15 protein-coding genes are annotated in these 21,173 nt (G+C 67.3%); 3 read left to right on the plus strand and 12 right to left on the minus strand.

The genetic code is table 11. The features are described from left to right. Window positions 1-53 precede the first annotated feature (53 nt). The 6 genes from ACFQRC_RS05225 to argC form a co-directional block, all read right to left on the minus strand. Window positions 54-1,298: an argininosuccinate synthase gene (locus ACFQRC_RS05225; RefSeq protein ID WP_379958543.1), complete on the minus strand. Its 1,245-nt coding sequence runs from the start codon at window positions 1,296-1,298 to the stop codon at window positions 54-56. A gap of 2 nt (window positions 1,299-1,300) precedes the next feature. Next, a complete protein-coding gene (gene argR, locus ACFQRC_RS05230; protein ID WP_379958546.1) occupies window positions 1,301-1,771 on the minus strand; it encodes an arginine repressor in 471 nt (156 codons plus the stop codon). Next, complete coding sequence (gene argF / locus ACFQRC_RS05235) at window positions 1,768-2,646, minus strand: ornithine carbamoyltransferase (protein ID WP_379958548.1); 879 nt, start codon at window positions 2,644-2,646, stop codon at window positions 1,768-1,770. The genes argR and argF overlap by 4 nt, the downstream gene beginning before the upstream one ends. Continuing rightward, on the minus strand, window positions 2,643-3,509 hold the full coding sequence (gene argB / locus ACFQRC_RS05240; protein WP_379958550.1) for an acetylglutamate kinase: 867 nt from the start codon (window positions 3,507-3,509) through the stop codon (window positions 2,643-2,645). The genes argF and argB overlap by 4 nt, the downstream gene beginning before the upstream one ends. 109 nt (window positions 3,510-3,618) lie before the next feature. Continuing rightward, window positions 3,619-4,779 (minus strand): bifunctional glutamate N-acetyltransferase/amino-acid acetyltransferase ArgJ, encoded by a 1,161-nt coding sequence (gene argJ, locus ACFQRC_RS05245; RefSeq protein WP_379958552.1) that lies wholly within the window; start codon window positions 4,777-4,779, stop codon window positions 3,619-3,621. After that, window positions 4,776-5,786, minus strand: coding sequence for an N-acetyl-gamma-glutamyl-phosphate reductase (argC, locus tag ACFQRC_RS05250; protein ID WP_379958555.1), 1,011 nt, complete (start codon window positions 5,784-5,786; stop codon window positions 4,776-4,778). The genes argJ and argC overlap by 4 nt, the downstream gene beginning before the upstream one ends. A gap of 124 nt (window positions 5,787-5,910) precedes the next feature. Here argC and ACFQRC_RS05255 point away from each other — a divergent pair, with 124 nt between their 5' ends. Next, complete coding sequence (locus tag ACFQRC_RS05255; RefSeq protein WP_379958557.1) at window positions 5,911-7,296, plus strand: M20/M25/M40 family metallo-hydrolase; 1,386 nt, start codon at window positions 5,911-5,913, stop codon at window positions 7,294-7,296. Window positions 7,297-7,313: 17 nt separating this feature from the next. On the opposite strand, the gene betI is transcribed toward ACFQRC_RS05255, so the two are convergent. Next, the gene (gene betI / locus ACFQRC_RS05260; RefSeq protein WP_379958559.1) at window positions 7,314-7,916 is read right to left on the minus strand and encodes a transcriptional regulator BetI; all 603 of its coding nucleotides are present in this window, start codon (window positions 7,914-7,916) and stop codon (window positions 7,314-7,316) included. A gap of 50 nt (window positions 7,917-7,966) precedes the next feature. Between betI and ACFQRC_RS05265 the strand changes: the two genes are divergently transcribed. Further along, a complete protein-coding gene (locus tag ACFQRC_RS05265) occupies window positions 7,967-9,154 on the plus strand; it encodes an aromatic ring-hydroxylating dioxygenase subunit alpha (protein ID WP_379958561.1) in 1,188 nt (395 codons plus the stop codon). A 98-nt stretch (window positions 9,155-9,252) separates the two neighbouring features. After that, window positions 9,253-10,851, plus strand: a complete 1,599-nt coding sequence (locus ACFQRC_RS05270; protein WP_379958563.1) for a phytoene desaturase family protein — start codon at window positions 9,253-9,255, stop codon at window positions 10,849-10,851. Here ACFQRC_RS05270 and ACFQRC_RS05275 read toward each other — a convergent pair. From ACFQRC_RS05275 to ACFQRC_RS05295, 5 genes are all read right to left on the minus strand, one after another. After that, complete coding sequence (locus ACFQRC_RS05275; RefSeq protein ID WP_379958565.1) at window positions 10,807-12,165, minus strand: amino acid permease; 1,359 nt, start codon at window positions 12,163-12,165, stop codon at window positions 10,807-10,809. The genes ACFQRC_RS05270 and ACFQRC_RS05275 overlap by 45 nt on opposite strands. Before the next feature lie 175 nt (window positions 12,166-12,340). Next, the gene (locus tag ACFQRC_RS05280) at window positions 12,341-13,297 is read right to left on the minus strand and encodes a YdiY family protein (RefSeq protein ID WP_379958566.1); all 957 of its coding nucleotides are present in this window, start codon (window positions 13,295-13,297) and stop codon (window positions 12,341-12,343) included. A gap of 71 nt (window positions 13,298-13,368) precedes the next feature. Continuing rightward, window positions 13,369-15,816: a TonB-dependent receptor gene (locus tag ACFQRC_RS05285; RefSeq protein WP_379958568.1), complete on the minus strand. Its 2,448-nt coding sequence runs from the start codon at window positions 15,814-15,816 to the stop codon at window positions 13,369-13,371. Window positions 15,817-15,948: 132 nt separating this feature from the next. Beyond that, complete coding sequence (locus ACFQRC_RS05290) at window positions 15,949-17,766, minus strand: sulfotransferase (RefSeq protein ID WP_379958571.1); 1,818 nt, start codon at window positions 17,764-17,766, stop codon at window positions 15,949-15,951. Between the two features lie 76 nt (window positions 17,767-17,842). Next, complete coding sequence (locus ACFQRC_RS05295; RefSeq protein ID WP_379958574.1) at window positions 17,843-21,064, minus strand: autotransporter domain-containing protein; 3,222 nt, start codon at window positions 21,062-21,064, stop codon at window positions 17,843-17,845. Between the last annotated feature and the right edge of the window lie 109 nt (window positions 21,065-21,173).

Genomic DNA, 21,173 nt, shown 5'->3' on the forward strand with positions numbered 1-21,173 from the left:
AAGGACGATGCTATCCACCGCCCCGCTTCATCGCCCGCGCCACGATGTCAGGGTCAAGCCCCGTTTCGGCGCTCCTCGAACAACCGGTGGCGCCGCGCGGCGATCCGGAGGCGTAAGGCGTTGAGGCGGATGAAGCCGGCGGCGTCGCGCTGGCTGTAGCTGCCCGACCCTTCCTCGAAGGTGACGAGATCCTGGTCGTAGAGCGCGACCGGGCTTTCGCGGCCGATGACGGTGGCGTTGCCCTTGTAGAGCTTCATCCGGACGATGCCGGTGACGAACTCCTGGCTTCGGTCGATCAGCGCCTGGAGCATCTCGCGCTCGGGCGAGAACCAGAAGCCGTTATAGATGAGCTTCGCGTAGCGCGGCATGATCTCGTCCTTCAAATGCATCGCGCCGCCGTCGAGCGTGATCGATTCGATGCCGCGATGGGCGGCGAGCAGGATGGTGCCGCCGGGCGTCTCATACACCCCGCGCGACTTCATCCCGACGAAGCGGTTCTCGACCAGATCGAGGCGGCCGATGCCGTTGTCGTGGCCGAGCCGGTTGAGTTCGGTCAGCAGGTCCGCCGGCGACAAGGGCCGGCCGTCGATCGCGACGGGATCGCCCGCCTCGAACGCGATCTCGATCACCGTGGCCTTGTCCGGCGCCTCCTCCGGCGAGATCGTGCGCTGGTGGACATATTCCGGGGCCTCCAGCGCCGGATCCTCGAGCACCTTCCCTTCCGACGAGGAATGGAGAAGGTTGGCGTCGATCGAGAAAGGCGATTCTCCTTGTCTATCCTTCGAAATCGGGATCTGGTGCTCCTCGGCGAAACGGATGAGCTGCTCGCGGCTGGCGAAATCCCATTCGCGCCAGGGGGCGACGACGCGGATGTCGGGCTCCAGCGCATAATAACCGAGCTCGAAACGGACCTGGTCGTTGCCCTTGCCGGTGGCGCCGTGACAGACCGCGTCGGCGCCGACGGCGCGCGCGATCTCGATCTGGCGCTTGGCGATCAGCGGCCGCGCGATCGAGGTGCCGAGCAGATATTGGCCTTCGTAAACCGTGTTCGCGCGGAACATCGGAAAGACATAGTCGCGGACGAATTCCTCGCGCACATCCTCGACGAAGATATTCTCCGGCCGGATGCCGAGTAGTTCCGCCTTGGCCCGCGCCGGCTCGACCTCCTCCCCCTGGCCCAGATCGGCGGTGAAGGTCACCACTTCCGCCCCATATTCGGTCTGGAGCCATTTCAGGATGATCGAGGTGTCAAGCCCGCCCGAATAAGCGAGCACCACCTTCTTCGGCGGATGGGTCATGTCTACTCCTGGGAAAGCGATAGGGTGCGGAAGCGGTGGGCGATGGCGCCGGCGACGGTGCCGTCACGGAGCGCCAGGAACAGCGTGTCGTCGCCGCAGATGGTGCCGGCGATCTCCGGCAGATTGGCCTGGTCGATGGCGAGGCCGACAAGGTGGGCGGAACCGGGCGGAGTCTTCAGGACGACGAGATTGCCCGCCGCCTCGACCGAGCGGACCCATTCGGCGAGGATGCGGTCGAGCCGCGCTGCCGCCCAGTCGCTTTCCGTCACCTGATCGGGAAGCGCATAGCCGAGCACGCCGCCGCGCTTGACCTTGACCGCGCCCATCTGGTCGAGGTCGCGCGACACCGTCGCCTGGGTGACGGCGATGCCGAGGCCGGCGAGCTTCGCCGTCACCTCCTCCTGGCTGCCGACGCCGTCCGAGCGGATCATGTCGGCGATCAGCTTCTGGCGGCGGGCGCGGGCGTCGGTCATGATTCCCCCCCCATCATCCAGGCCATGGCGCCGCGGGCGGTGTGCATCCGGTTCTCCGCCTGCCGCCAGACGGCGCTCCTCGGCCCGTCCATGACCGCGTCGGTCACTTCTTCCCCGCGCCGGGCCGGAAGGCAATGGAGGAACCAGGCGTCGCCGGCGCGGGCCATCAGCGCGTCGTCCACGCGATAGGCGGAAAGCGCCGCGCGGCGGGCCTCGGCTTCGCAATCCTGGCCCATCGAGACCCAGACATCGGTGTAGACGATGCTCGCGCCTGTCACGGCCTCGGCCGGGTCGGCGGTCTGGCGGATGCCGAGGCCGTCGGCTTCGGCGGTCGAGAAGCCATAGCCTTCGGGGCTTGCCACGCGAAGCTCCGCGCCCAGCTTCGCGCAGCCCTGGGCCAGCGAGCGGCAGACGTTGTTGGCGTCGCCGACCCACGCGATCCTCGCGCCCGCCAGCGATCCGAGCAACTGGCGGATGGTGAGCAGGTCGGCCAGCGCCTGGAGCGGATGGTCGCTGTCGGAGAGCATGTTGAGCACGGGCGTCGCGACCGCCGCCGCCATCCGCTCCAGCAGCCCGTGATCGGCAACCCGGGCTGCGATGACCGAATGGTAGCAAGCGAGCGTGCGCGCGACATCCTCGGCCGTCTCGCGGGTGCCGAGGCCGATCTCGTCCTTGTGGATGGTGACCGGATGCCCGCCCAATTGGACCGTCGCCATCTCCATCGAGTTGCGGGTGCGGGCGCTGGGCTTCTGGAACAGGAGCGCGACCCCCTGCCCCGCCAGCGGCCGGCCGAGCTCGGCGCGCGTCGACAGATCGAGGATCGCTTCCAGTGCCCCGGCGTCGAGATCGGCGATGGCGAGGATGTCGCGGCTCACCAGTCGGCCTCCCGCTTGACCATGGTGCCGATCCCCTCGTCCGTGAGCAGTTCGATGAGCAAGGCATGGGGCACGCGGCCGTCGATGATGTGGGCAAAGCCGACGCCGCCCTCGACCGCGTCGGCGCAGGCACGCAGCTTCGGGATCATGCCCGCGCTGACGCTCTCATGCGCGATCCGCTCGCGCAGTTCGGCGGCGGTGACGCGCGGCACGAGGCTGGCCGGGTCGTTCACATCCTCGAGCAGGCCCGGCGCGGCGGTGAGGTAGATGATCTTCTCCGCGCCCATCGCGACCGAGATGGCCATCGCGGCGTCGTCGGCATTGATGTTGAACGGCTGGCCCGACGCGTCGGCGCCGACCGTGGAGACGACCGGAGTCAGGCCGTCGTCGAGCAATTGGTGGAGCAGACCGGCGCGCACATTCGCGACGTCGCCGACATAGCCGAGCGCGGGATCGCGCGGCACGGTGGTCAGCAGGCCGCCATCCTCGCCCGAGACGCCGACGGCGACCGGCTCGTCCAGGGCCTCGCGGTTGATGGTGGCGACGAGGTCGCGATTGACCTTGCCGACCAGCACCATGCGGACGATGTCCAAGGTCTCCGCGTCGGTCACGCGAAGCCCGTCGCGGAATTCCGGCGCCTTGCCCATCCGCTTCATCATCGCATCGACCTGCGGCCCGCCGCCATGGACGAGTACGCAGCGGACGCCGACGCTCCGCAGCAACAGCACGTCCTGCGCCAGCGCCTTGTCCAGCTCGGCATCGATCGCAGCGCCGCCCAGCTTCACCACGACCGCCTTGCCGGCGAAGCGGCGGATATAGGGCAAAGCCTCGACGAGGATGCGAGCGGTCTGGGAGGGGGTCATCACTTCTCCGTCACCCCGGCGAAGGCCGGGGTCTCGCGGAGGCCCGCAGAGATTTCTGGTCCTGAGACCCCGGCCTTCGCCGGGGTGACGGAATGGCTTGTACCGCTCATCATGAAGTCACCGAATTTTCCTTGATGTAGCCGGGGCCGAGATCGATCCCGATCACCTGCGCGGCGCCGGTGCCGAGGCCGAGCGCGACTTCGATGTTGATCCGCTGGTTCTTCATGTGATCGGCGACGGCGGCCTCGTCATGGGGGGCGGATGTCCCGGCCTTCGAGACGACGATCCCGCCATAAGCGACGACCGCTTTGTCCGGATCGAAATCGATCCCCGCCGATCCCGCCGCGCCGAGCAGGCGGCCCCAATAAGGGTCCGAGCCGTACCAGGAGCATTTGACGAGATTGTTCTCGGCGATCGCCTTGGCCGCGATCCGCGCCTCTTCATCGCTGGCCGCGCCGGTGACGCGCAAGGTCACCATCTTGGTCATCCCTTCCGCGTCGCGCGCCATCTGCCAGGTCAGATCCTCGCAGACCTTGTGCACGGCGTCGGCGAATTCGGCGAGGTCCGGCTTCCCTGTCCGCCCGCTGGCGAGCAGGATCATCGTGTCGTTGGTCGAGGTCGCGCCATCGACGTTGAGCGTGTTGAAGGTGCGGTTCGCGGCGTCGCGAAGGATCGCCTGAAGCTCGTCGCGCGACACGTCGGCGTCGGTGGTGAGGAAGGCCAGCATGGTCGCCATGTTGGGCGCGATCATGCCGCAGCCCTTGGCGATGCCGCCGACGGTGAAGGTCGAACCCTTCACCACCGCTTCCTTGGGGACGTGATCGGTGGTGAGGATGCCTTTCGCCGCCTCCTCCGAACCATGAATGGACAGCTTCTTCGCCAATTTCGGCGTCGCGGCCAGGATCCTGTCCATCGGCAGAGGCGTGCCGATAATGCCCGTCGAGCAGACCAGCACGTCGTCGCGCGCGCAGCCGACCGCTTCGGCCGTGGCCGCGCACATCGCCTCGGCATCGGCATAGCCTTGCGCCCCGGTCCCGGCATTGGCGTTGCCCGAATTGACGACGATCGCCGCCGCGCGGCCGCCATTGTCGGCCAGCCGCTTGCGCGACACGCCGACCGGCGGCGCGAAGAACTTGTTCCGGGTGAAGACGGCGACCGCGGTCACCGGCTTGCCGTCGTCGGTCGCGATCATCGCCATGTCATGGCGGCGCCTCTTGACCCCGGCATGGCAACCGGACGCGACGAACCCCAAAGCGGCGGTGACGCTCATGGATAGACTCCGCATACAGAGAGACCCTGGCTTTCGTCGAAGCCGAGCATGAGATTGGCGCACTGGATCATCTGTCCGGCGGCTCCCTTCACCAGATTATCGAGCGCGGAAATAACGAGCACCCGGCCGGTGCGCGCATCGTAGCGGGCGGTGAGGTGGACGGCGTTGGAGCCCAGCGTCCATTTGGTCGCCGGCGCCCGTTCCGAAACATGGACGAACGGCTCGTCTTTATAAGCGGCGCGGAGCGTGTCGAGCGGGTCGCAGGGACCGTTCGCAACGGCGTAGCAGGTGGCGAGAATACCCCGGTTCATCGGCGCGAGATGCGGCGTGAACAGGATATTCGCGCCGAGGCTCGCTTCCATCTCGGCGGTGTGGCGGTGGGACACGAGTCCGTAAGCGGAGAGCGATTCCGAAACATTGTTGAAATGGGTCGAGTCTTTGAGACCCTTGCCCGCGCCGCTGACGCCGGAAGCGGCGTCGACCACGATGCTCTCCGGATCGATCAGGCCGGCGTCCACCAACGGCTTCAGCGCGATGATGGTGGCGGTCGGATAGCAGCCGGCGGCGGCGACCGCGCGCGCCGACCGGATCGCTTCGCGGTTGAGCTCGGGTATGCCGTAGACGAACCTATCGAGCAGCTCCGGCGCCCGGTGCGGTTCGCCATACCAATGTTGATAAGCGCCCGCATCCTTGAGCCGGAAATCGGCGCCGAGATCGACGAACGGAATGGAGCGGTCCAGAATCGCGGGGGCGAGCGCCTGCGACTGGCCGTGCGGCAGCGCCGCGAAGACGAGGTCGATGCCCTCCAGCGCCGCCTCGCCTTCGTAACGCTCGATAATCGCGCCCGGATAAGCCAGCGCGAGATGCGGGTGCACCTCGCCCAGCGCCTGCCCGGCCTGGCTGTCGCCGAACAGTCGCGTCGGTCGCAGCGCGGGATGCGCGGCGCAGAGCCGCAGCAATTCCCCGCCAACGAATCCGGACGCTCCGAAGATGGCTATTTGTGTCATCGGGGCGCATATGTATATTTATGCATTAGTATGCAAGATTATTCTTTTGTGATGCCGCGCCGCAGCTGGTTGCCTCCCGCCGCGGAGGCGGGCAGACATGGCGCTTGTTCGGTTGGGAGGGTTTATGAAGCTTCGTTCCGCTATCGCCGCCATCGCCCTGGCGGCAGCCGCCTGGACCGTCCCCGCCACCGCGCAGCAAGTGACGCCCGCCGACGTGGCCGAGGCCAAGGACATATTGAAGCGCTCGATCGCCTTTCGCACCGTCGAGGGCCAGGGCCAGGTGCCCGCTTACGCCGCTTATCTGGCGTCGGTGCTTAAAGGGGCGGGCTTTGCCGACAGCGACATCGAGATCACGCCAATGGGCGAGACCGCGACGCTCGTCGCCCGCTGGCCCGGCACGAGCGACGCCCGGCCGATCGTCCTCCTCGGCCATATGGACGTGGTCGAGGCCAAGGCCGAGGATTGGGAGCGCGACCCCTTCACCGCCGTCGAGGAAGGCGGCTATATTTTCGGGCGCGGCGCTGAGGACAACAAATATGACGTGAGCCTGATGGTGGCGACGCTCGCCCAGCTCCGCCGCGCGGGCTTCAAGCCGGAGCGGGAGCTCGTCCTGGCGCTTACCGGCGACGAAGAGACGCGGATGGTCACCACCCGCGCCCTCGCCCGCCGGTTCAAGGATGCCGAGATGGTGCTGAACGGCGATGGCGGCGGCGGCATCCTCGGGCCGGACGGCAAGCCGATCTTCTACGGCCTCCAGGGCGGCGAGAAGACCTATGCCGATTTCGAGATCATTTTCACCAATGAAGGGGGCCATTCCAGCACCCCCACCGGCGACAACGCCATTCAGCACCTCGCCGCTTCTCTCCAGCGGATCGGCGCCTATGAATTCCCGCCCCAGGCGAACGAGCTGACCCGCGCCTCGCTGGCGGCGGCGAGCCGGCAGCTGGGCGGCGACCTGGGTTCGGCCATGGCCGCCTTCTCCCGCGATCCGACCGACCTGGAGGCCGCCGCCCTGATCTCGACGAGGCCGGAATATATCGGCCAGGTCCGCACCACCTGCGTGGCGACGATGGTCGATGCCGGCCACGCCCGAAACGCGCTGCCGCAGCGGGCGACCGCCAACGTCAATTGCCGCATCTTCCCGGGCGTCCCGGTCGAATCGGTAAAGGCGAAGCTGACCGAACTGGTCGGCGACGATCGGGCCGAGATCGTCACCATCGACGATCCGACCGCCAGCGACGCCTCGCCGCTCCGCGCTGACGTGATGGAGGCCGTGGAAAAAGCGGTGGCGGCGCGCTATCCGGGCCTTCCGGTGACGCCGAGCATGTCCGCCGGCGCGACCGACAGCCTCCATTTCCGCGCCGCCGGCGTCCCCAGCTACGGCGTCTCCAGCCTTTTCATTCGCGCCGAGGACGGCTTCGCCCATGGCCTCAATGAGCGGGTGCCGGTGGAGGGAATCGGCGCGTCGCTGGCGCATTGGCGGTCGATCCTGGGGGATCTGGCCCGGTAACCACGGCCCCCGCCGGCTCAATCGAACCCCGGCCGCTCCAACAGGCTGTCCACCCAGCGCACCGCCATGGCGCTGGCCTGCGCGGGCGTGAAGGTCGACGGGTCGAGCGACAGCTCCAGCCACAGGCCGTCGACCAGCGCCGACAAGGCGATCGCCACCGGACCGGCCTCGGCCGGCGTCAGGCCGCAGCCGCCGAGCAGCAGCTCCAGTTCCTCGCGATAGCCGCGATAGGTCTCGCCGTGGATGGAGGCGATGGCGGGGGCGGTCTTCACGAGGCTCCAGAAAGCCAGCCAGGTGGCGAGCAAGGCCGGATCGGCGATCGGCGGGCGGAAGCTGGCGGTGATGAAGGCGATGAGCCGGGCGCGCGGCTCGGCGCCGGCCGCCTCCTCCGCCGCCCTCAACGTCGCCGAGACACGGTCGGTGACGTCGCGATAGGTGGCGGCGACGAGATCGTCGATGCCGTCGAAATAATGGGTCAGCAGGCCCGGCGAGACTCCGGCGCGCGCGCAGATCGAGCGGACCGAGGTGCCGGCGACCCCAAGCTCGGCGAGCGAGGCCGCCGTCGCGTCGATCAGCGACTGCCGCCGGAAGTCCGCGCTTTCGCGTGTCGTCGTCCTCATTGCGCGATCCTAGCAGTTATTATACGATCGTACAAAAGCTGGAGTCGGTGATGAATCAAATGCGGCCTGTGGAGGCGCTGTCGAACGTCGATCCGGACGAGGGCTGGAGCCTGCCTGCCTGGATTTACGACGATCCCGAATTCCACCGCGTCGAGATGGAACGGGTGATGCGGCCGAGCTGGCAGATCGTCTGCCATCTGAGCGACATTCCCGGCACAGGCGACTGGCACACGCTCGAATTTCTCGGCGAGAGCATCATCGTCGTGCGCGGCAAGGACGGGACGGTGCGCGCCTTCACCAACGTCTGCCGCCATCGCGGCTCCCGCCTCGTCGATGGAAGCTCGGGTTGCGCGAAGAAACTGGTCTGCCCCTATCACGCCTGGACCTATAATCTCGACGGCACGCTCGCCGGTGTGCCGGGGAAGGACGGCTACCCCGCCTTCGACACCGCCGACCACGGTCTCGCCCCGGTCGAACTGGAGGTGTGGCGGGGCTTCGTGTTCGTCCGGCTGGAGGGCGGCGGGCCGGCGGTCTGGGAGATGATGGCCCCCTATGAAAGCCGCGTCGCGCCCTACCGCTTCGAGCAATTGGAAGCGATCGGGCGGGTGACGTTGCGGCCTCGCCCGGTGAACTGGAAGAACGTCGCCGACAATTATTCGGACGGGCTTCACATCCCGATCGCCCATCCCGGCCTCACGCGCCTGTTCGGACGGGGCTATGGCATCGAGGCCGAGAGCCACGTGGACCGCATGTGGGGCGCGATGATCGACCGGCCGTCGCCCAACCTGTCGGAGCGCCTGTACCAGAATATATTGCCGCCGGTGGACCATCTTCCCGATGAGGCACAGCGGCTGTGGCTCTATTTCAAGCTGTGGCCCAACGTCGCCTTCGACATCTATCCCGACCAGGTCGATTTCATGCAGTTCCTGCCGGTCTCGCCGACCGAGACCCTGATCCGCGAGATCAGCTACGCGCTGCCCGATGAACGGCGCGAGATGAAGGCGGCGCGCTATTTGAACTGGCGCATCAACCGCCAGGTCAATGCCGAGGACACGATCCTCATCGCGCGGGTGCAGGCGGGGATGCAGTCGCGCAGCTTCACCGTCGGGCCATTGAGCGACGAGGAGGTCTGCCTCAAAAGCTTCTGCCGCAAGCTGCGGGCGCTGATCCCGGAGGCGCGGCTGCACGAGCCGCCGGCGGCGGGATGGAGCCAACGGGCGGCGATCGACATGAATTAATCCGTCACCCCAGCGAAGGCTGGGGTCTCAGGGGGCAGGTCCGTGACCTCTTGTCCTGAGATCCCGGCCTTTGCCGGGATGACGAACGAGGAACCGGAATGACCAGCAAATACGACGCACTGATCATCGGCGCGGGCCATAACGGCCTCGTCTGCGCTTTCTACCTCGCCCGCGCCGGCCTCAGGGTCCGCATCGTCGAGCGGCGCGATATCGTTGGCGGGGCGGCGGTGACCGAGGAATTCCATCCCGGCTTCCGCAACAGCGTGGCCAGCTACACAGTCAGCCTGCTCCAGCCCAAGGTGATACGCGACATGCGGCTGGTCGAGCACGGCTACAAGGTGATCGAACGCCCGATCTCCAACTTCCTGCCGCAGGAGGATGGCCGCTACCTGAAGCTCGGCGGCGGGCTCGAGAAGACCCAGGCCGAATTCCGCAAATTCTCTGACAAGGACGCCGCGACCCTCCCCGCTTATTACGAATCGCTGGAGAATGTCGCCGACGTGCTGCGCGACCTCGCCCTCAAGACCCCGCCCAATATCGGCGAAGGCCTCAAGACCCTGATTGATGGCGCCCGCCAAGGGCGGCGGCTGGCGAAGATGCCGCTCCACCAGCAGCGCGACGTGCTCGACCTGTTCGTGAAGAGCGCGCGAACATTCCTCGACTCGTGGTTCGAGAGCGAGGCGGTCAAGGCCGCGTTCGGCTTCGACGCCGTGGTCGGCAATTATGCCAGCCCGGACACGCCCGGCTCCGCCTACGTCCTCCTCCACCACGTCTTCGGCGAGGTGAACGGCAAGCGTGGCGCCTGGGGGCATAGCGTCGGCGGCATGGGCGCGATCACGCAGGCGATGGCGAAGGTCTGCCGTGCGGCGGGGGTCGAGATCAGTCTCGAAGCACCGGTCGCCAAGGTCCTGGTCGATGGAAACAAGGTGGCGGGCGTCCGGCTGGAGAGCGGCGAGGAGATCGCCTGCCCGACAGTCATCGCCAATGTCGGCCCGAAAATTCTCTACGAGCGGATGATGGACCCGGCCGATCTCGGCCCCGAATATGTCCGCCGCATCAAGGCGTTCAAGGCGGGTTCGGGCACCTTCCGGATGAACGTGGCCCTGTCCGAGCTGCCCCGCTTCACCGCGCTGCCCGAGCCCGGCGAGCATCTCCAGTCCGGCATCATCATCGCGCCGACCCTCGATTATATGGACCGCGCCTTCCTCGACGCGAAGCAGTTCGGCATGTCGAAAAAGCCGATCGTCGAGATGCTGATCCCCTCGATCGTCGACGACAGCCTCGCCCCTCCCGGGAACCATGTCGCCAGCCTGTTCTGCCAGCAGTTCGATCCGGACCATGACTGGGACACGCATGGCGAGGCGGCGGCGGACCTCATCATCGATACGGTCGAGGATTATGCGCCCGGCTTCAGGGCCTCGGTGCTCGGCCGCATGATCCTGTCGCCCTGGGATCTGGAGCGCAAGCTCGGCCTCGCCGGCGGCGACATCATGCACGGCAACATGACCCTCGATCAGCTCTGGTCGGCGCGGCCGGTGCTTGGCAGCGGCGCCTATCGCGGGCCGGTGAAGGGCCTCTATATGTGCGGCGCCGGCACCCACCCCGGCGGCGGCGTCACCGGCGCCCCCGGCCACAACGCCGCGCGCGAGATCCTAGCCGACCGGAGCTTCCTCGGCCGCCTCGTCCGCCGGGGCTGAGCGGCGGGTCGCGAAGTAGATCGGCACCCCGAGCGCGAGCAGCACGAACCACCAGCCGACCGCCTCGACCCCCGCCCCCCAGATCGCCCAGAGCGAATAGACCGCGCCCAGTATCGCGATCGGCGGCAGGAGCGCGGTCGCCGTCACGCCTCCCCGCGCGCGCAGCCGCAGCGCGGCGAGCGAGACGAAGAAATAGGGGACGAGCGAAGCCGTCGTCGCTAGGAGGATGATGAACTTGAAGAGGTCCGCCATCGAGCGCGAATAGTTCATCAGCAGGACGATCGTCAGCAAAGCGCCCGAAACCAGGTGCGCCCGAACCGGCGTTCCGCGCGCGCTGTTCCTCGCCAGCCAGGCCGGGAAGACGCCGCCCTTGGCCATCGCCCAAGGCATCTCGCCCTGCAGCAATATCCATCCGTTGAGCGCGCCGAACGCGCTGATCGCCGCGAACAAGGCAATGGCGACGCCCGCCCCCTCGCCCCAGTGGAGCTCGACGAAATCGGCGAGCGGCGCGCCCGATTGCGCGGCCTCCTCGGGCGGCAGCAGCAGCGCCACGGACGAGCAGGCGAAGATGTAGATGAGACCGGTCAGCGCCGTCCCGATCAGGGTCGCGCGGCCGATGGTCCGGGCCGGGTCTTCCACCTTCTCGGCCGGCACGGTCGCCGATTCAAGGCCGAGAAACGCCCACAAGGTGAGCGCCGCCGCCGCCGAGATGCCGGCTGGGCCGGTCAGCTGGATATCCTCGGCGCGAAGCGGCGGCAGCGAGGCGCCGCCGTCGCCCGAGATAACGATCGCCGCCAGCACGATGACGGCGGCCAAAGGGAGGAATTTGAGCAAGGTGGTCACGACCTGAACCCGGCCGGCGGTCGCGGCGCCATAGCAATTGATGCCGATCAGCGCCCAGACCATCGCGCAGGTGATCAGCACCGAATGCTCGGCTATGCCCGGTATCAACGTGCTGAGCGGCGCCACGACGCCCGTGGCGATCGCGACATTGCCGACCCACAGGGATATCCAGTAGCTCCACGCCACCAGGAAGCCGGTCATCGGCCCGAACGCCTCGCGCGTATAGGCATAAGGCCCGCCCGCGCGGGGGAGCGACCGAGCGAGCGTCGCGAAGATATAAGCGAGGCACATCGCCCCGGCGATGGTCACGAACCAGCCGAACACGCCATTCCAGCCCAAAGGCGCCAGGCTCGCCGGCAACAGGAACACGCCCGAGCCGATCATGTTGCCGACGCACAGCGCCAGGCACATCCAGAAACCGAGCACGCGCCGCTGGGCCGTGGCCGGCTGCGGCGAGCTGTCGTCAGGCATTGATGGCTGCATCTAAGTCTCCGCGGCTGTTTCCCCGTCTAGGAGAATTTTCATCCCCACTGAACCATTCCCGTCATTCCAGCGAAAGCTGGAATCTCTCTGCCTTTCAGAAAAGGAGATTCCAGCTTTCGCTGGAATGACGATTTAGAGTTTACGGTGACGCGGCAGGCTTCGCCTAGAAGCTGTAGATCAGGGTCGCGCGGCTCAGCGTGTCTACGGGATCGACGCCGGGCGGCGTGCCGCGCTCATATTGGATATTGTAGGAGAATCGCGCCTTGAGCGCCCCGAGCAGCTGCGTGTCGAGCGCGGTAAGGGCAGTGGCGCTGCCGTCGTTCGATTCGAGATAGAAGGAACCGGTCTGGCTGAACTGGAGCGTCGGCGTGACCTTCCACGCGAAATCGAGCGAGGCGCGCCCGGCAAATGTGGAGCTGGTCGCGCCATCGGTGAGGTCGGTCAGGCGGAAGGCCGGTCCACCCTCCAGATCGAGCGTCACGGCGTTGGAGGCGATCACGCCGTAGCCGAGGCCACCGCCCAGCGTGTAACGGTTCTGGTAGCCGACGAAGCGGTCATGCTCATATTGAGCGAGTCCAAAGACATAGAGCCTGTCGTCGACCTTGTAATTGGGCTGCCACGAAGCGAGCAGCCGCTGGGTCGTCGTGGTGCCGCCCGTTCGCTGGAAATCGGCGCGGGCGGCGAGCTTGTGCCGCCATTTGAGGCCCGCCCGCTCCGCGCTCAGCGCACCATAGACGCCGAGATTGCTGGTATTGCCGGTCGCACGGGAGGCGCCGAGTTCGACCTGGCCCTTCCAATTGTCGAACGGCGACGCGCTGGCGAGCCGGTGTTCCGTCTCGCGCGCGGCGCGCGCCGCCGCCTCCGCGAGACGCACCTTCCAGGCCGCCTCGATCGCGTCGATTTCGGCGGCGGCGGCGGGATTGGCCTGCCGCGCGACGGCCATGACGGTCGCCACGGCTTTGGCGTCGCCGCCGGCGATCGCCGTCTCGATCATGGCGCGGACGGGCGCCGGCAGCGAAGAAGGGGAGGCCTCGCCGACCTTCGCGGGATTTTCCTCGAGTGCTTGGGCGGTGGGCGCGACGGCGGAAGCCATCGCCAGAACGGAAAGCAACAGCGACATGAGCCGATCGGTAACGGCCCGACCCGCGAGTGTCGAGGCCGCCGCCGATCGGTTCCGGGCGCGTCAGCCCGTCAGAATTTCGTCCCGACCTTCAGCCCGATGGTCCGGGGCTGGGTCACGTAGGTATAGATTTTGGGTCCGATGGCCGTGTCGCCACCGGGATCGCCGCAGACCGATTCGAGGCATTGTATGCCCTTGGCGGTGGCGCCGACCTCGTCGAACAGGTTGCGGACGAACACTTCCGCCGACCAGGTGCCGCTCTTCACGCCGGCGCTGATATCGACCGTATTGTAGGACGGCAGATCGCCGACGATCTCGCGCTCCACCAGGCGCAGGTCGCTCGTCCTGCGCCCTTCATGGACGAGGCCGGCCTGGAAATGTCCTTCATAGGATGGGCCGACCGGGAATTCGTAGCGCGCCAGGATATTGCCCTTGAACCTCGACGTGACCGGCAGGCGCGTGCCGGCGGGCGCCAGCAGGTCATTGGCTTCGCCATCGACTCCCGGTAGCGTGCAGTCGAACTGCTTGTTGGCGATCAGGCAGAAATCCTCGGTGATCTCGGCGTCGTTATAGGCCGCTCCGGCGCTGAGGCTCAAGCCCGGCGCGAGCCGCGCGAACAGATCGACCTCGGCGCCACGGATGCGGGCATTGCCGGCGTTGCGCACTTCGGAAAGACCGTTGGCGCCCAGGAAGGACAATTGGATGTCGGTCCAGTCGAGCTGGTACAAGGCGGCGTTGAAGCGCAGCCGGTTGTCGAGCCAGCTCGTCTTGAAGCCCAATTCGTAATTGTCGATGAAATCGGCCTCGTAGGGCGGCAGGGTCCCGCGCCGGTTGATGCCGCCCGGCCGGAAGCCGCGTGAGGCGGTAACATAGACGAGCGCGTCGTCGCTGAACTTGTAGGTCGCGTTGATGCGGTGGATGAAGTCGGTGTCGGCCGTGCTCTTGTCGAGATTGGTGCAGGGCGACCCGTTGACGACCGGCGGGCCGAAACAGGCGGCGACGCCGGTGCGGCTGCTATAGCCGGCGCTGTAGCCGAAGAAGCCCTCCAGCGAATTGTCGTAGCGATAGATGCGCCCGCCCAGGGTGACGCTGAGCCTGTCGGTCACATCCGCCGTCAGCTCGCCGAAAAGCGCATAGTCGCGGTCGACCCGGAATTGCTTGGTGAGCCAGATATTGCTCTCCGTCCCCGGCACCGTGATAGAATCGGCGATGTCGTCGATGATGTAATTCTGCTCGATATTATGGGTCTGCCGCTGATAGAAAAGACCGCCGATGAAGCGGACGCGTTCCTCGGAAGGAGAAGCGAACCGAAGCTCGTGGCTTTGCTTGGTGTAGCGGTCGGTGAAGACGATATACTGGTTCGGGTTCACCAGATTGTCGTCATTGTCGTAGAAATATTCGCCATATCCGGCGAGCGCGTCGTAGAAATAGGCATAGTCGACATAGTCGACCTCGCCATCGACCTTGCGGGTCAGATAGGAACCGGCATAGGTCATGTCGAAATTGCCGATCTTGCCCTCGACGGTCAGCGCCGCCTGGATCCAGCGGTCGTTCGAGCGCTCCGGGTTGAACTGCATCGTCTGAAGCTCGCCAAGGCCCGATTCCTGGGCGAACGAGCCGTGCGCCACCTGCTTCTGCCCCATGATCTGGGGGGTGACGGTCCAATTGTCGTCGAGGTCGATCTTCAACGCGGCGCGGCCGCCATAGGTCTCGACATCGTTATAATCCTCCTCGACCAAAGGAGCGTTGCTGAACGCGATGCCGGAGGAGGGGAAGTTGAGCGTGCCCGGCACGTTGTCGATATAGCCGGCATCCTTCTTGTACCAGCCGACCACGCGCAGCGCCATATTCTCGGAGATCGGCGCATTGACGAACGCTTCGCCGATATAGCCGAAGCCGCCATGGGCGACGTTGTTCACCTCGACATTGCCCTCGCCATAGAAGCCGGACGTATCGGGCTTGTTGGTGATGATGCGGATGGTGCCCGCCTGGCTCGACGCGCCGTAGAGCGTGCCCTGCGGCCCGGCCAGCGCCTCGACCCGGGCGATGTCGAAGACGTGGATGTCGAGGGCGCCGGTGATGGTCGTGATCGGCTGCTCGTCGAGATAGGTGCCGACGCTCGGCAGCGAGGTCGAATGGTTGGCGTTCTCACCCGAAGCGACGCCGCGGAAATAGACGTTGGCGAAGCCCGGCCCGGCGCTCTGATAGGAGAGGCTCGGCACGTAGCGCGCATAATCGTCGAAATCGGTGACCTGGAGCTGGTCGAGCTTCTCGGTTCCGATCGCGGTGATGGCGATGGGAACGTCCTGGAGATTCTCCTCGCGCTTCTGGGCGGTGACGATGATGTCGGCGTCGTCGGACTGGCCGCGGCCGGTGTCCGCCTGGTCGTCGGCGCCGCTGGCCTCGCCGGTGGCGACATCCTGCGCCACCGCGGCGCCCGCCGTGCACAACATGGTCGATGCGAACAGCGCCATGGTGGCGACGCCCAGCCTGGTCCGGGACAATTTCGATGACCGCATATTACCTCCCCCAAGAGATGGTCGATTTCACCGGAAGCTGTGCCGCTTTTCGGGGGCCGTCAATCGCAATGAAGCGGGCGTGACGCGGGCGTAACGATTGCCGGTAATCTGTGGTGAAATTGCCACTCCTGCTCAGGCGGCGGGCGCGTCCGGATAGCAATCGAGCACCGGGCCGAGCGCGGCCTTCAACGGACCCAGCCACGGCTCATAGGCCCGCCACTGGTCGAGCCCTTCCCGGTTGATGGGCCGGCGCACCTGCTCCGAGCTCGCGGTGCGGACGGCGCGCTCGTTTTCGTGGAAGCGGAGGCAGGCCGGATCGAATTCCAGCCCCAAATGGTCGAGCAGTCGGCGAACCTGCGCCTCGGGATCGGCGACCATATGCTCGTGAAGGATGCGATGTACGCCGCCGGGCAGGACGGCGTCGATGTGGCGCATCGACCGGACATAATCGGCATAATAGAGGCCGAGCTCGGCGAGATCGTAGGTGAAGCCCTGCCCCCGGGCGAAGTGCTGCTTGAAGTTGGAGAAGCAGCAGGCGAGCGGATGCCGGCGCGCGTCGATGATCTTCGCGTTGGGCAGGATCAGCTTGATGAGCCCTACATGCATCCAGTTGTTGGGCAGCTTGTCGATGAAATGGGGCCGGTCCGTCTTTCGCTGCACGCGGGTGCGGTCGAGATATTCCTCGCCCAAAGCGGCGCATTCGGCGGCGCTCAGCCCGGCGAGACAGTCGGGATAGGCTCCCGGGTCGCCCCTCGACTTGCGGCCACCGAGCCGTCTCGCCAGCGCCGGCATGTCGGGCAGCTCCATCGTCCCTTCGATCAGCCGATGGCTGGCGAGGATCTGCTCGATCAGGGTCGATCCGGCGCGCGGCATGCCGATGATGAAGATCGGATCGGAAGCCGGGCAGCCATGATCCCGGCGGGACTCGAAGAAGGCCGGCGTGAAGAGCGCTTCGCAGCGGCCGACATGCTCGCTCGTGTCCGCCGGGTCGTAATCCACCGCGCGGCGGCGCAGCCGGTTGCCCTCGGCATAATGGCCGAAGGATTCCGCCGCCCGCCCGGCATCTTCGTCGGCCTTGCCCAGCGCGAAATGGAGGTGGTAGCGATCCTCATCGATCACGTCGCCGCGTTCCAGCGCCTCCATCATGGCCGCGATATCGCCACCGTCGAACGTCACCGTCTTCAAATTGGCGAGGCTCCACCAGACCTCGCCGAGGCCGGGCTCGATCGCCAGCGCGCGGCGATAGGCGGCGATGCCCTCCTGCTGCCGTCCGACGGTCTTCAGCATATGGCCGAAGCTCATCCACACCTTGGGCTGGTCCGGGAAGCGGGCCAGCACCTGCTCGTAGAGACCGATCGCCTCCTCGTAGCTGCCGAGGCGGCCGAGCGCGGCGGCCTTCAGATTCTGGGCCGCCGGATTGGCCGGGTCGCCGACCAGCAAAGCGTCGAGCACCATCACGGCGTCGGCCGGCCGGTTCTGGCGATAGAGGATTGTGGCGAGATTGGCGCGCGCGGCGGCAAAGCCCGGCGCCAGCTCCAGCGCGCGGCGGAGCAGATTCTCGGCATCGCCATAGCGCCCCAGCCGCGCCGCCAGCTCCGCCATCATGCGGATCGCCGCCACGTCGGTCGGCTTCGCCTTGAGCCGCGGCCGCAGGATATGCTCGGCGGTCGCCAGCTCGTTGTCGAGCAAGGCCTCGGCGGCTTCGATCAGCACCGGTTCGCGGACGGAGGCGGAGATCGCTTCCAGCTCCGCCTGCTCCGCGCCCTCGCCGTCGCCGGTCCGCCGGAGCGCCGCCGCCAGCAGCCTCAGCGCATCGGCATTGGCCGGCGCGATGCGCAATATCTCGCGGGCCTGCATCGCGGCCGATCCCGGATCGTGCCGCAGCAGCCGCCCGCCATGGACCAGCGCCTGCGCCACGGTACCGGATCGTTCCTCGGCGGCGGCGGCCATGTTCCTCATTCCCTCCCCACGTCGGTCCAGCCCATCCTAAGGCCGGATCGACGCGGGTCCAGCGGGAAGACGATGGCTAGAAGCCGAGCTGGAGCGAGGCGCGGAAGGCGACCGCCGCGCGGCCTTGCTGCTCCTCGGCATTTACCTCGCCGCCGATCAGGAAGGAATCGTTGCCGCCGAGCAAGCGGAACTTGCCGACCCAGCCGCTCTCCCGCTCGGTGCCGAGCAGGGTGAAATCCTCGCCGCCCTCGAAGCGGGCGGTGGTGGCGCCGAGCGAGCCGCCGATCAGCTGGCGGCGGCCGCCCTCGATCTCGGCCCGGAAGAAGCCTTCGCCCACTTCGGCTCCGCCCATGATGTCGTAGCCGATGGCGACCGTGGCGTTGGCGGCGGTCTCGTCGCCGGAGCGGGAATCGACGACCAGGTCCATCGCCGTGCCGCCGCCGCTCTCGGTATAGCCATCCTCCTTCAGCCGGTAATAGTCGATCGACGCCGCCGGGCGGACGGCAAGCCGGCCGAAGCGCAATTCGTAGGAGAGGCCGGCGGCAGCCGAGACCAAGGTGCCGCTCCAGTCGCCGCGCGATTCCCGGGTCACCGTCTCGGTCCCCGTCGAGCCGGTGAAGCGGCGCAGCCCCTCGAAATCCACATGGGCCGCCGAGACCCGGGCGAAAGCCTGGAGCGCGTCCCAATTGTTGCGCCAGTAAGCCGCGATTTCCGCCTGGCGCGTGTTCACCTCGTTGTCGGTGCCGCCGTCGGCATCCTTGCCGAGCAGATAAGCGAGCGAGACGCCGAAATTGCCGACGCCGCCCGCCTGGAGCTCGGCGCCGCCCGAAGCGCCCCAGCCGTTGATGTCGTAGGAGGAGGTGTCGCCGAGCCCCTTGCTCGATCCCCAAGCGACCTGCTGGAGGAAGAAGCCCCAGCCGCCCATGTCAACCATCGGCGAGCGCGGATCGGCGAGGAAACGGGCCGTGGCGCGCGACGCCTGCGTCACGGTCTCGAAAGTGCCGCCGGCATGTTCGGGGAGAAGCTGGCGGAGCGATGAGCGGAACGTGTCGCCGTCCTGTATGGCGAGGAACACGTCGGCCATAAGCGCATCGCTGTCGAGGTTGGCGACGATCGCGTCATAGGCGCCGCCCTGCGAGCGGTTGAGGCCGAGCTCGGCCGCGCTCTTGCGGCGGATGTTCAGCGCGACCTCGCCGGCCGCGTCGTCGGCGGCGATGCTGCTCGCGTAGAGGAAGGGGAGGACCGCGCCGGCGGTGGTGAGGTTGGATCCGCCCTCCAGGCTGCCGGCCCGGACGATGACGTAGCTTCCCTCGCCGTCCGAGATGCTGTCCAGCTTGACGTTGACCTTGGAGCCGGTGCCGAAACTCGCGTCGCCCGCGACATCGTAGAGCGTGTTGGTGCCGGCGCCGGTGTCGATGCTGACGGTCAGCGAACCGCCGCCGCTGACGTCGAGCGAGCCCAGGCTCACCGCCCCCTTGTTGGCGACGTCGAGCGACCCGCCGGCGAGGGTGACGGCGAGGCCGCCGCTGCCGGCCAGAGTGCCGGAGAAGATCGACGTGCCGCCCAGCGTCAGGCTGTCCGCGCCGCCGCCGAAATCGACATTGCCGGTCAGCCTGGAGCTTCCGCCAAGCGCGAGGCTGTCGGCGCCGGCGCCGAAAGCGACGTTGCCGGCATGGAGGGCGTCTCCGCTCAGCGCGAGACGATTGGAGCCGCCGCCGAAGCGGATATTGCCGACCACCTTGCCGTCGGCGATGTCGAGCAGGTCGTCGCCCGATCCGAACAGGATCGCGCCGGTGATGGAGGGCGCGGCGGCGCCTTCCGCGACGGCCGTCTGCCGGACCGTCACGCCGTCCCGGTTGGCGCGCAGATCGAGGGCGATCGCGCGATCGGCGTCCTTGCCGCCTCCGGCGCTGATGCCGCCCTTGTTCTCGACCAAAGAGACGGTGCCCGACCGGTCGACGATGGCGGTCGCCTTGCCGCCGGCGCCGGTGAGGGTGGCCGCGATCTGGCCGCTGTTGCGGATCGTGCCGACATCGGCGCCTTCGTCGATGGCGATAGCCTCGACCCGCGACGTGCCCGCCTTGCCGCCGACGGCGGTGACCTTGCCGGCGATCCTGACGGTCTCGACGTCGGCGCCGTCGCCGAGGCGGATCGCGGTCGCGTCGCCGCCCCTCGAATCGGCGGTGACACTGCCGTTGACGGCGAGGCCGCCGGCCACCGTGACTCTGCCGCCCAGCCCGCCGATGGACAGAGCGGTGGCGGAGACGCCCTGATAGACGCCGAAGGCGCGGACATCGCCGTTGATGACGATGCCATGGCCGCCCGCGGCCTCGCCGGCGACGGCTCCGATCGCGATATCCTCCGCCGCGCCGATCCGGACAGCCGGCGCCGCGCCATAGGTCATGATGACCGCGCGCGACTCCTTGGCGTCCTCGACACCGTCATCATCCTCGTCATCCTCGTCCTCGTCGCGATCGGGGGGCGGCGCATCGAAGAGGATGCCGCCCGCCACGTTGCCGGCGACGGTCAGCGCGGAGCCGCCCTGGAGCAGGTCGTCCGCGTCGAGCTTCTTGGGGTCGGCCGGCGCCGTGATCGAGCGGTAGCCGGTCGACGTGATCCCGCCCTGCACGACCAGCGAGCCGCCGATATCGCCGTCGAGGGCGACGCCGACGGAATTCGCGCCCTTGACCTCGACGAGGCCGGTCACGCGGACATTGCCCGCGACATCGCCGGCGCGGATGCCGACGCTGTTGTCGCCGGTCACGCTGACCTTGACGCTGCTGGCCAGCGCCCCGCCCAGCGGCCCATCGATCGCGATGCCGGCGGACTGGTTGCCCTCGACCGTGATGGTGCCGTTATTGATGACATTGCCGGCGAGCGCGCCGGTCCGGATGCCGAAGCGCCCCGATCCTTGCGCGAAGGGACCGTCGAGATCGCCGTCCTTGTCGGCATCGGTGGCGGTGTAATTCTCGTCGAGAATGATGGTGCCGGTATTGACGATCGACCCGTCGACTCCCGCCTCGGCCAATACGCCCGTGGCGCCGCTGGCGCCGCTGATCTGGACCGTGCCTTCGTTCCTGGCATCGTTGTCGCTGTCGAGGGTGACGGCCGCGCCGCCATTGGGTTTCACCGAGCCCGACGCGACGATGCGGATGTCGTCCGGCTGGCCGCTGGCGATCGTGGAGGTGCGGACCGGCGCCGTCTGCGCCGAGTTGATGACGGTTTCCGCCCGCAGCGGCGCGACGGCGGCAGCAAGGGCGACGGGCGTGAGGCAGGTGGCGGCAAGCAGGCGACGCATCGATCCATTACCTTTGTTCAAAAGAGTTTGGGGGGCTGATAGGCGATGCCCGCAACCCACAAGGCTGGGCGGGACGACGCGGATTTCTGTCTATCCTGGAAAAGTCGCG

This window comes from Enterovirga sp. GCM10030262, assembly GCF_042666435.1.
Taxonomy (GTDB): Bacteria; Pseudomonadota; Alphaproteobacteria; order Sphingomonadales; family Sphingomonadaceae; genus Allosphingosinicella.

Bases quoted from the DNA above. Each gene is read 5' to 3' on its own strand.
- ACFQRC_RS05275 (WP_379958565.1), bottom strand. From the start codon at position 12,165: ATGCCTGACGACAGCTCGCCGCAGCCGGCCACGGCCCAGCGGCGCGTG.
- ACFQRC_RS05295 (WP_379958574.1), bottom strand. From the start codon at position 21,064: ATGCGTCGCCTGCTTGCCGCCACCTGCCTCACGCCCGTCGCCCTTGCT.
- ACFQRC_RS05290 (WP_379958571.1), bottom strand. From the start codon at position 17,766: ATGGCCGCCGCCGCCGAGGAACGATCCGGTACCGTGGCGCAGGCGCTG.
- ACFQRC_RS05225 (WP_379958543.1), bottom strand. From the start codon at position 1,298: ATGACCCATCCGCCGAAGAAGGTGGTGCTCGCTTATTCGGGCGGGCTT.
- argR (WP_379958546.1), bottom strand. From the start codon at position 1,771: ATGACCGACGCCCGCGCCCGCCGCCAGAAGCTGATCGCCGACATGATC.
- ACFQRC_RS05285 (WP_379958568.1), bottom strand. From the start codon at position 15,816: ATGCGGTCATCGAAATTGTCCCGGACCAGGCTGGGCGTCGCCACCATG.
- argC (WP_379958555.1), bottom strand. From the start codon at position 5,786: ATGACACAAATAGCCATCTTCGGAGCGTCCGGATTCGTTGGCGGGGAA.
- ACFQRC_RS05270 (WP_379958563.1), top strand. From the start codon at position 9,253: ATGACCAGCAAATACGACGCACTGATCATCGGCGCGGGCCATAACGGC.
- ACFQRC_RS05280 (WP_379958566.1), bottom strand. From the start codon at position 13,297: ATGTCGCTGTTGCTTTCCGTTCTGGCGATGGCTTCCGCCGTCGCGCCC.
- argJ (WP_379958552.1), bottom strand. From the start codon at position 4,779: ATGAGCGTCACCGCCGCTTTGGGGTTCGTCGCGTCCGGTTGCCATGCC.
- ACFQRC_RS05265 (WP_379958561.1), top strand. From the start codon at position 7,967: ATGAATCAAATGCGGCCTGTGGAGGCGCTGTCGAACGTCGATCCGGAC.
- argB (WP_379958550.1), bottom strand. From the start codon at position 3,509: ATGACCCCCTCCCAGACCGCTCGCATCCTCGTCGAGGCTTTGCCCTAT.
- ACFQRC_RS05255 (WP_379958557.1), top strand. From the start codon at position 5,911: ATGAAGCTTCGTTCCGCTATCGCCGCCATCGCCCTGGCGGCAGCCGCC.
- betI (WP_379958559.1), bottom strand. From the start codon at position 7,916: ATGAGGACGACGACACGCGAAAGCGCGGACTTCCGGCGGCAGTCGCTG.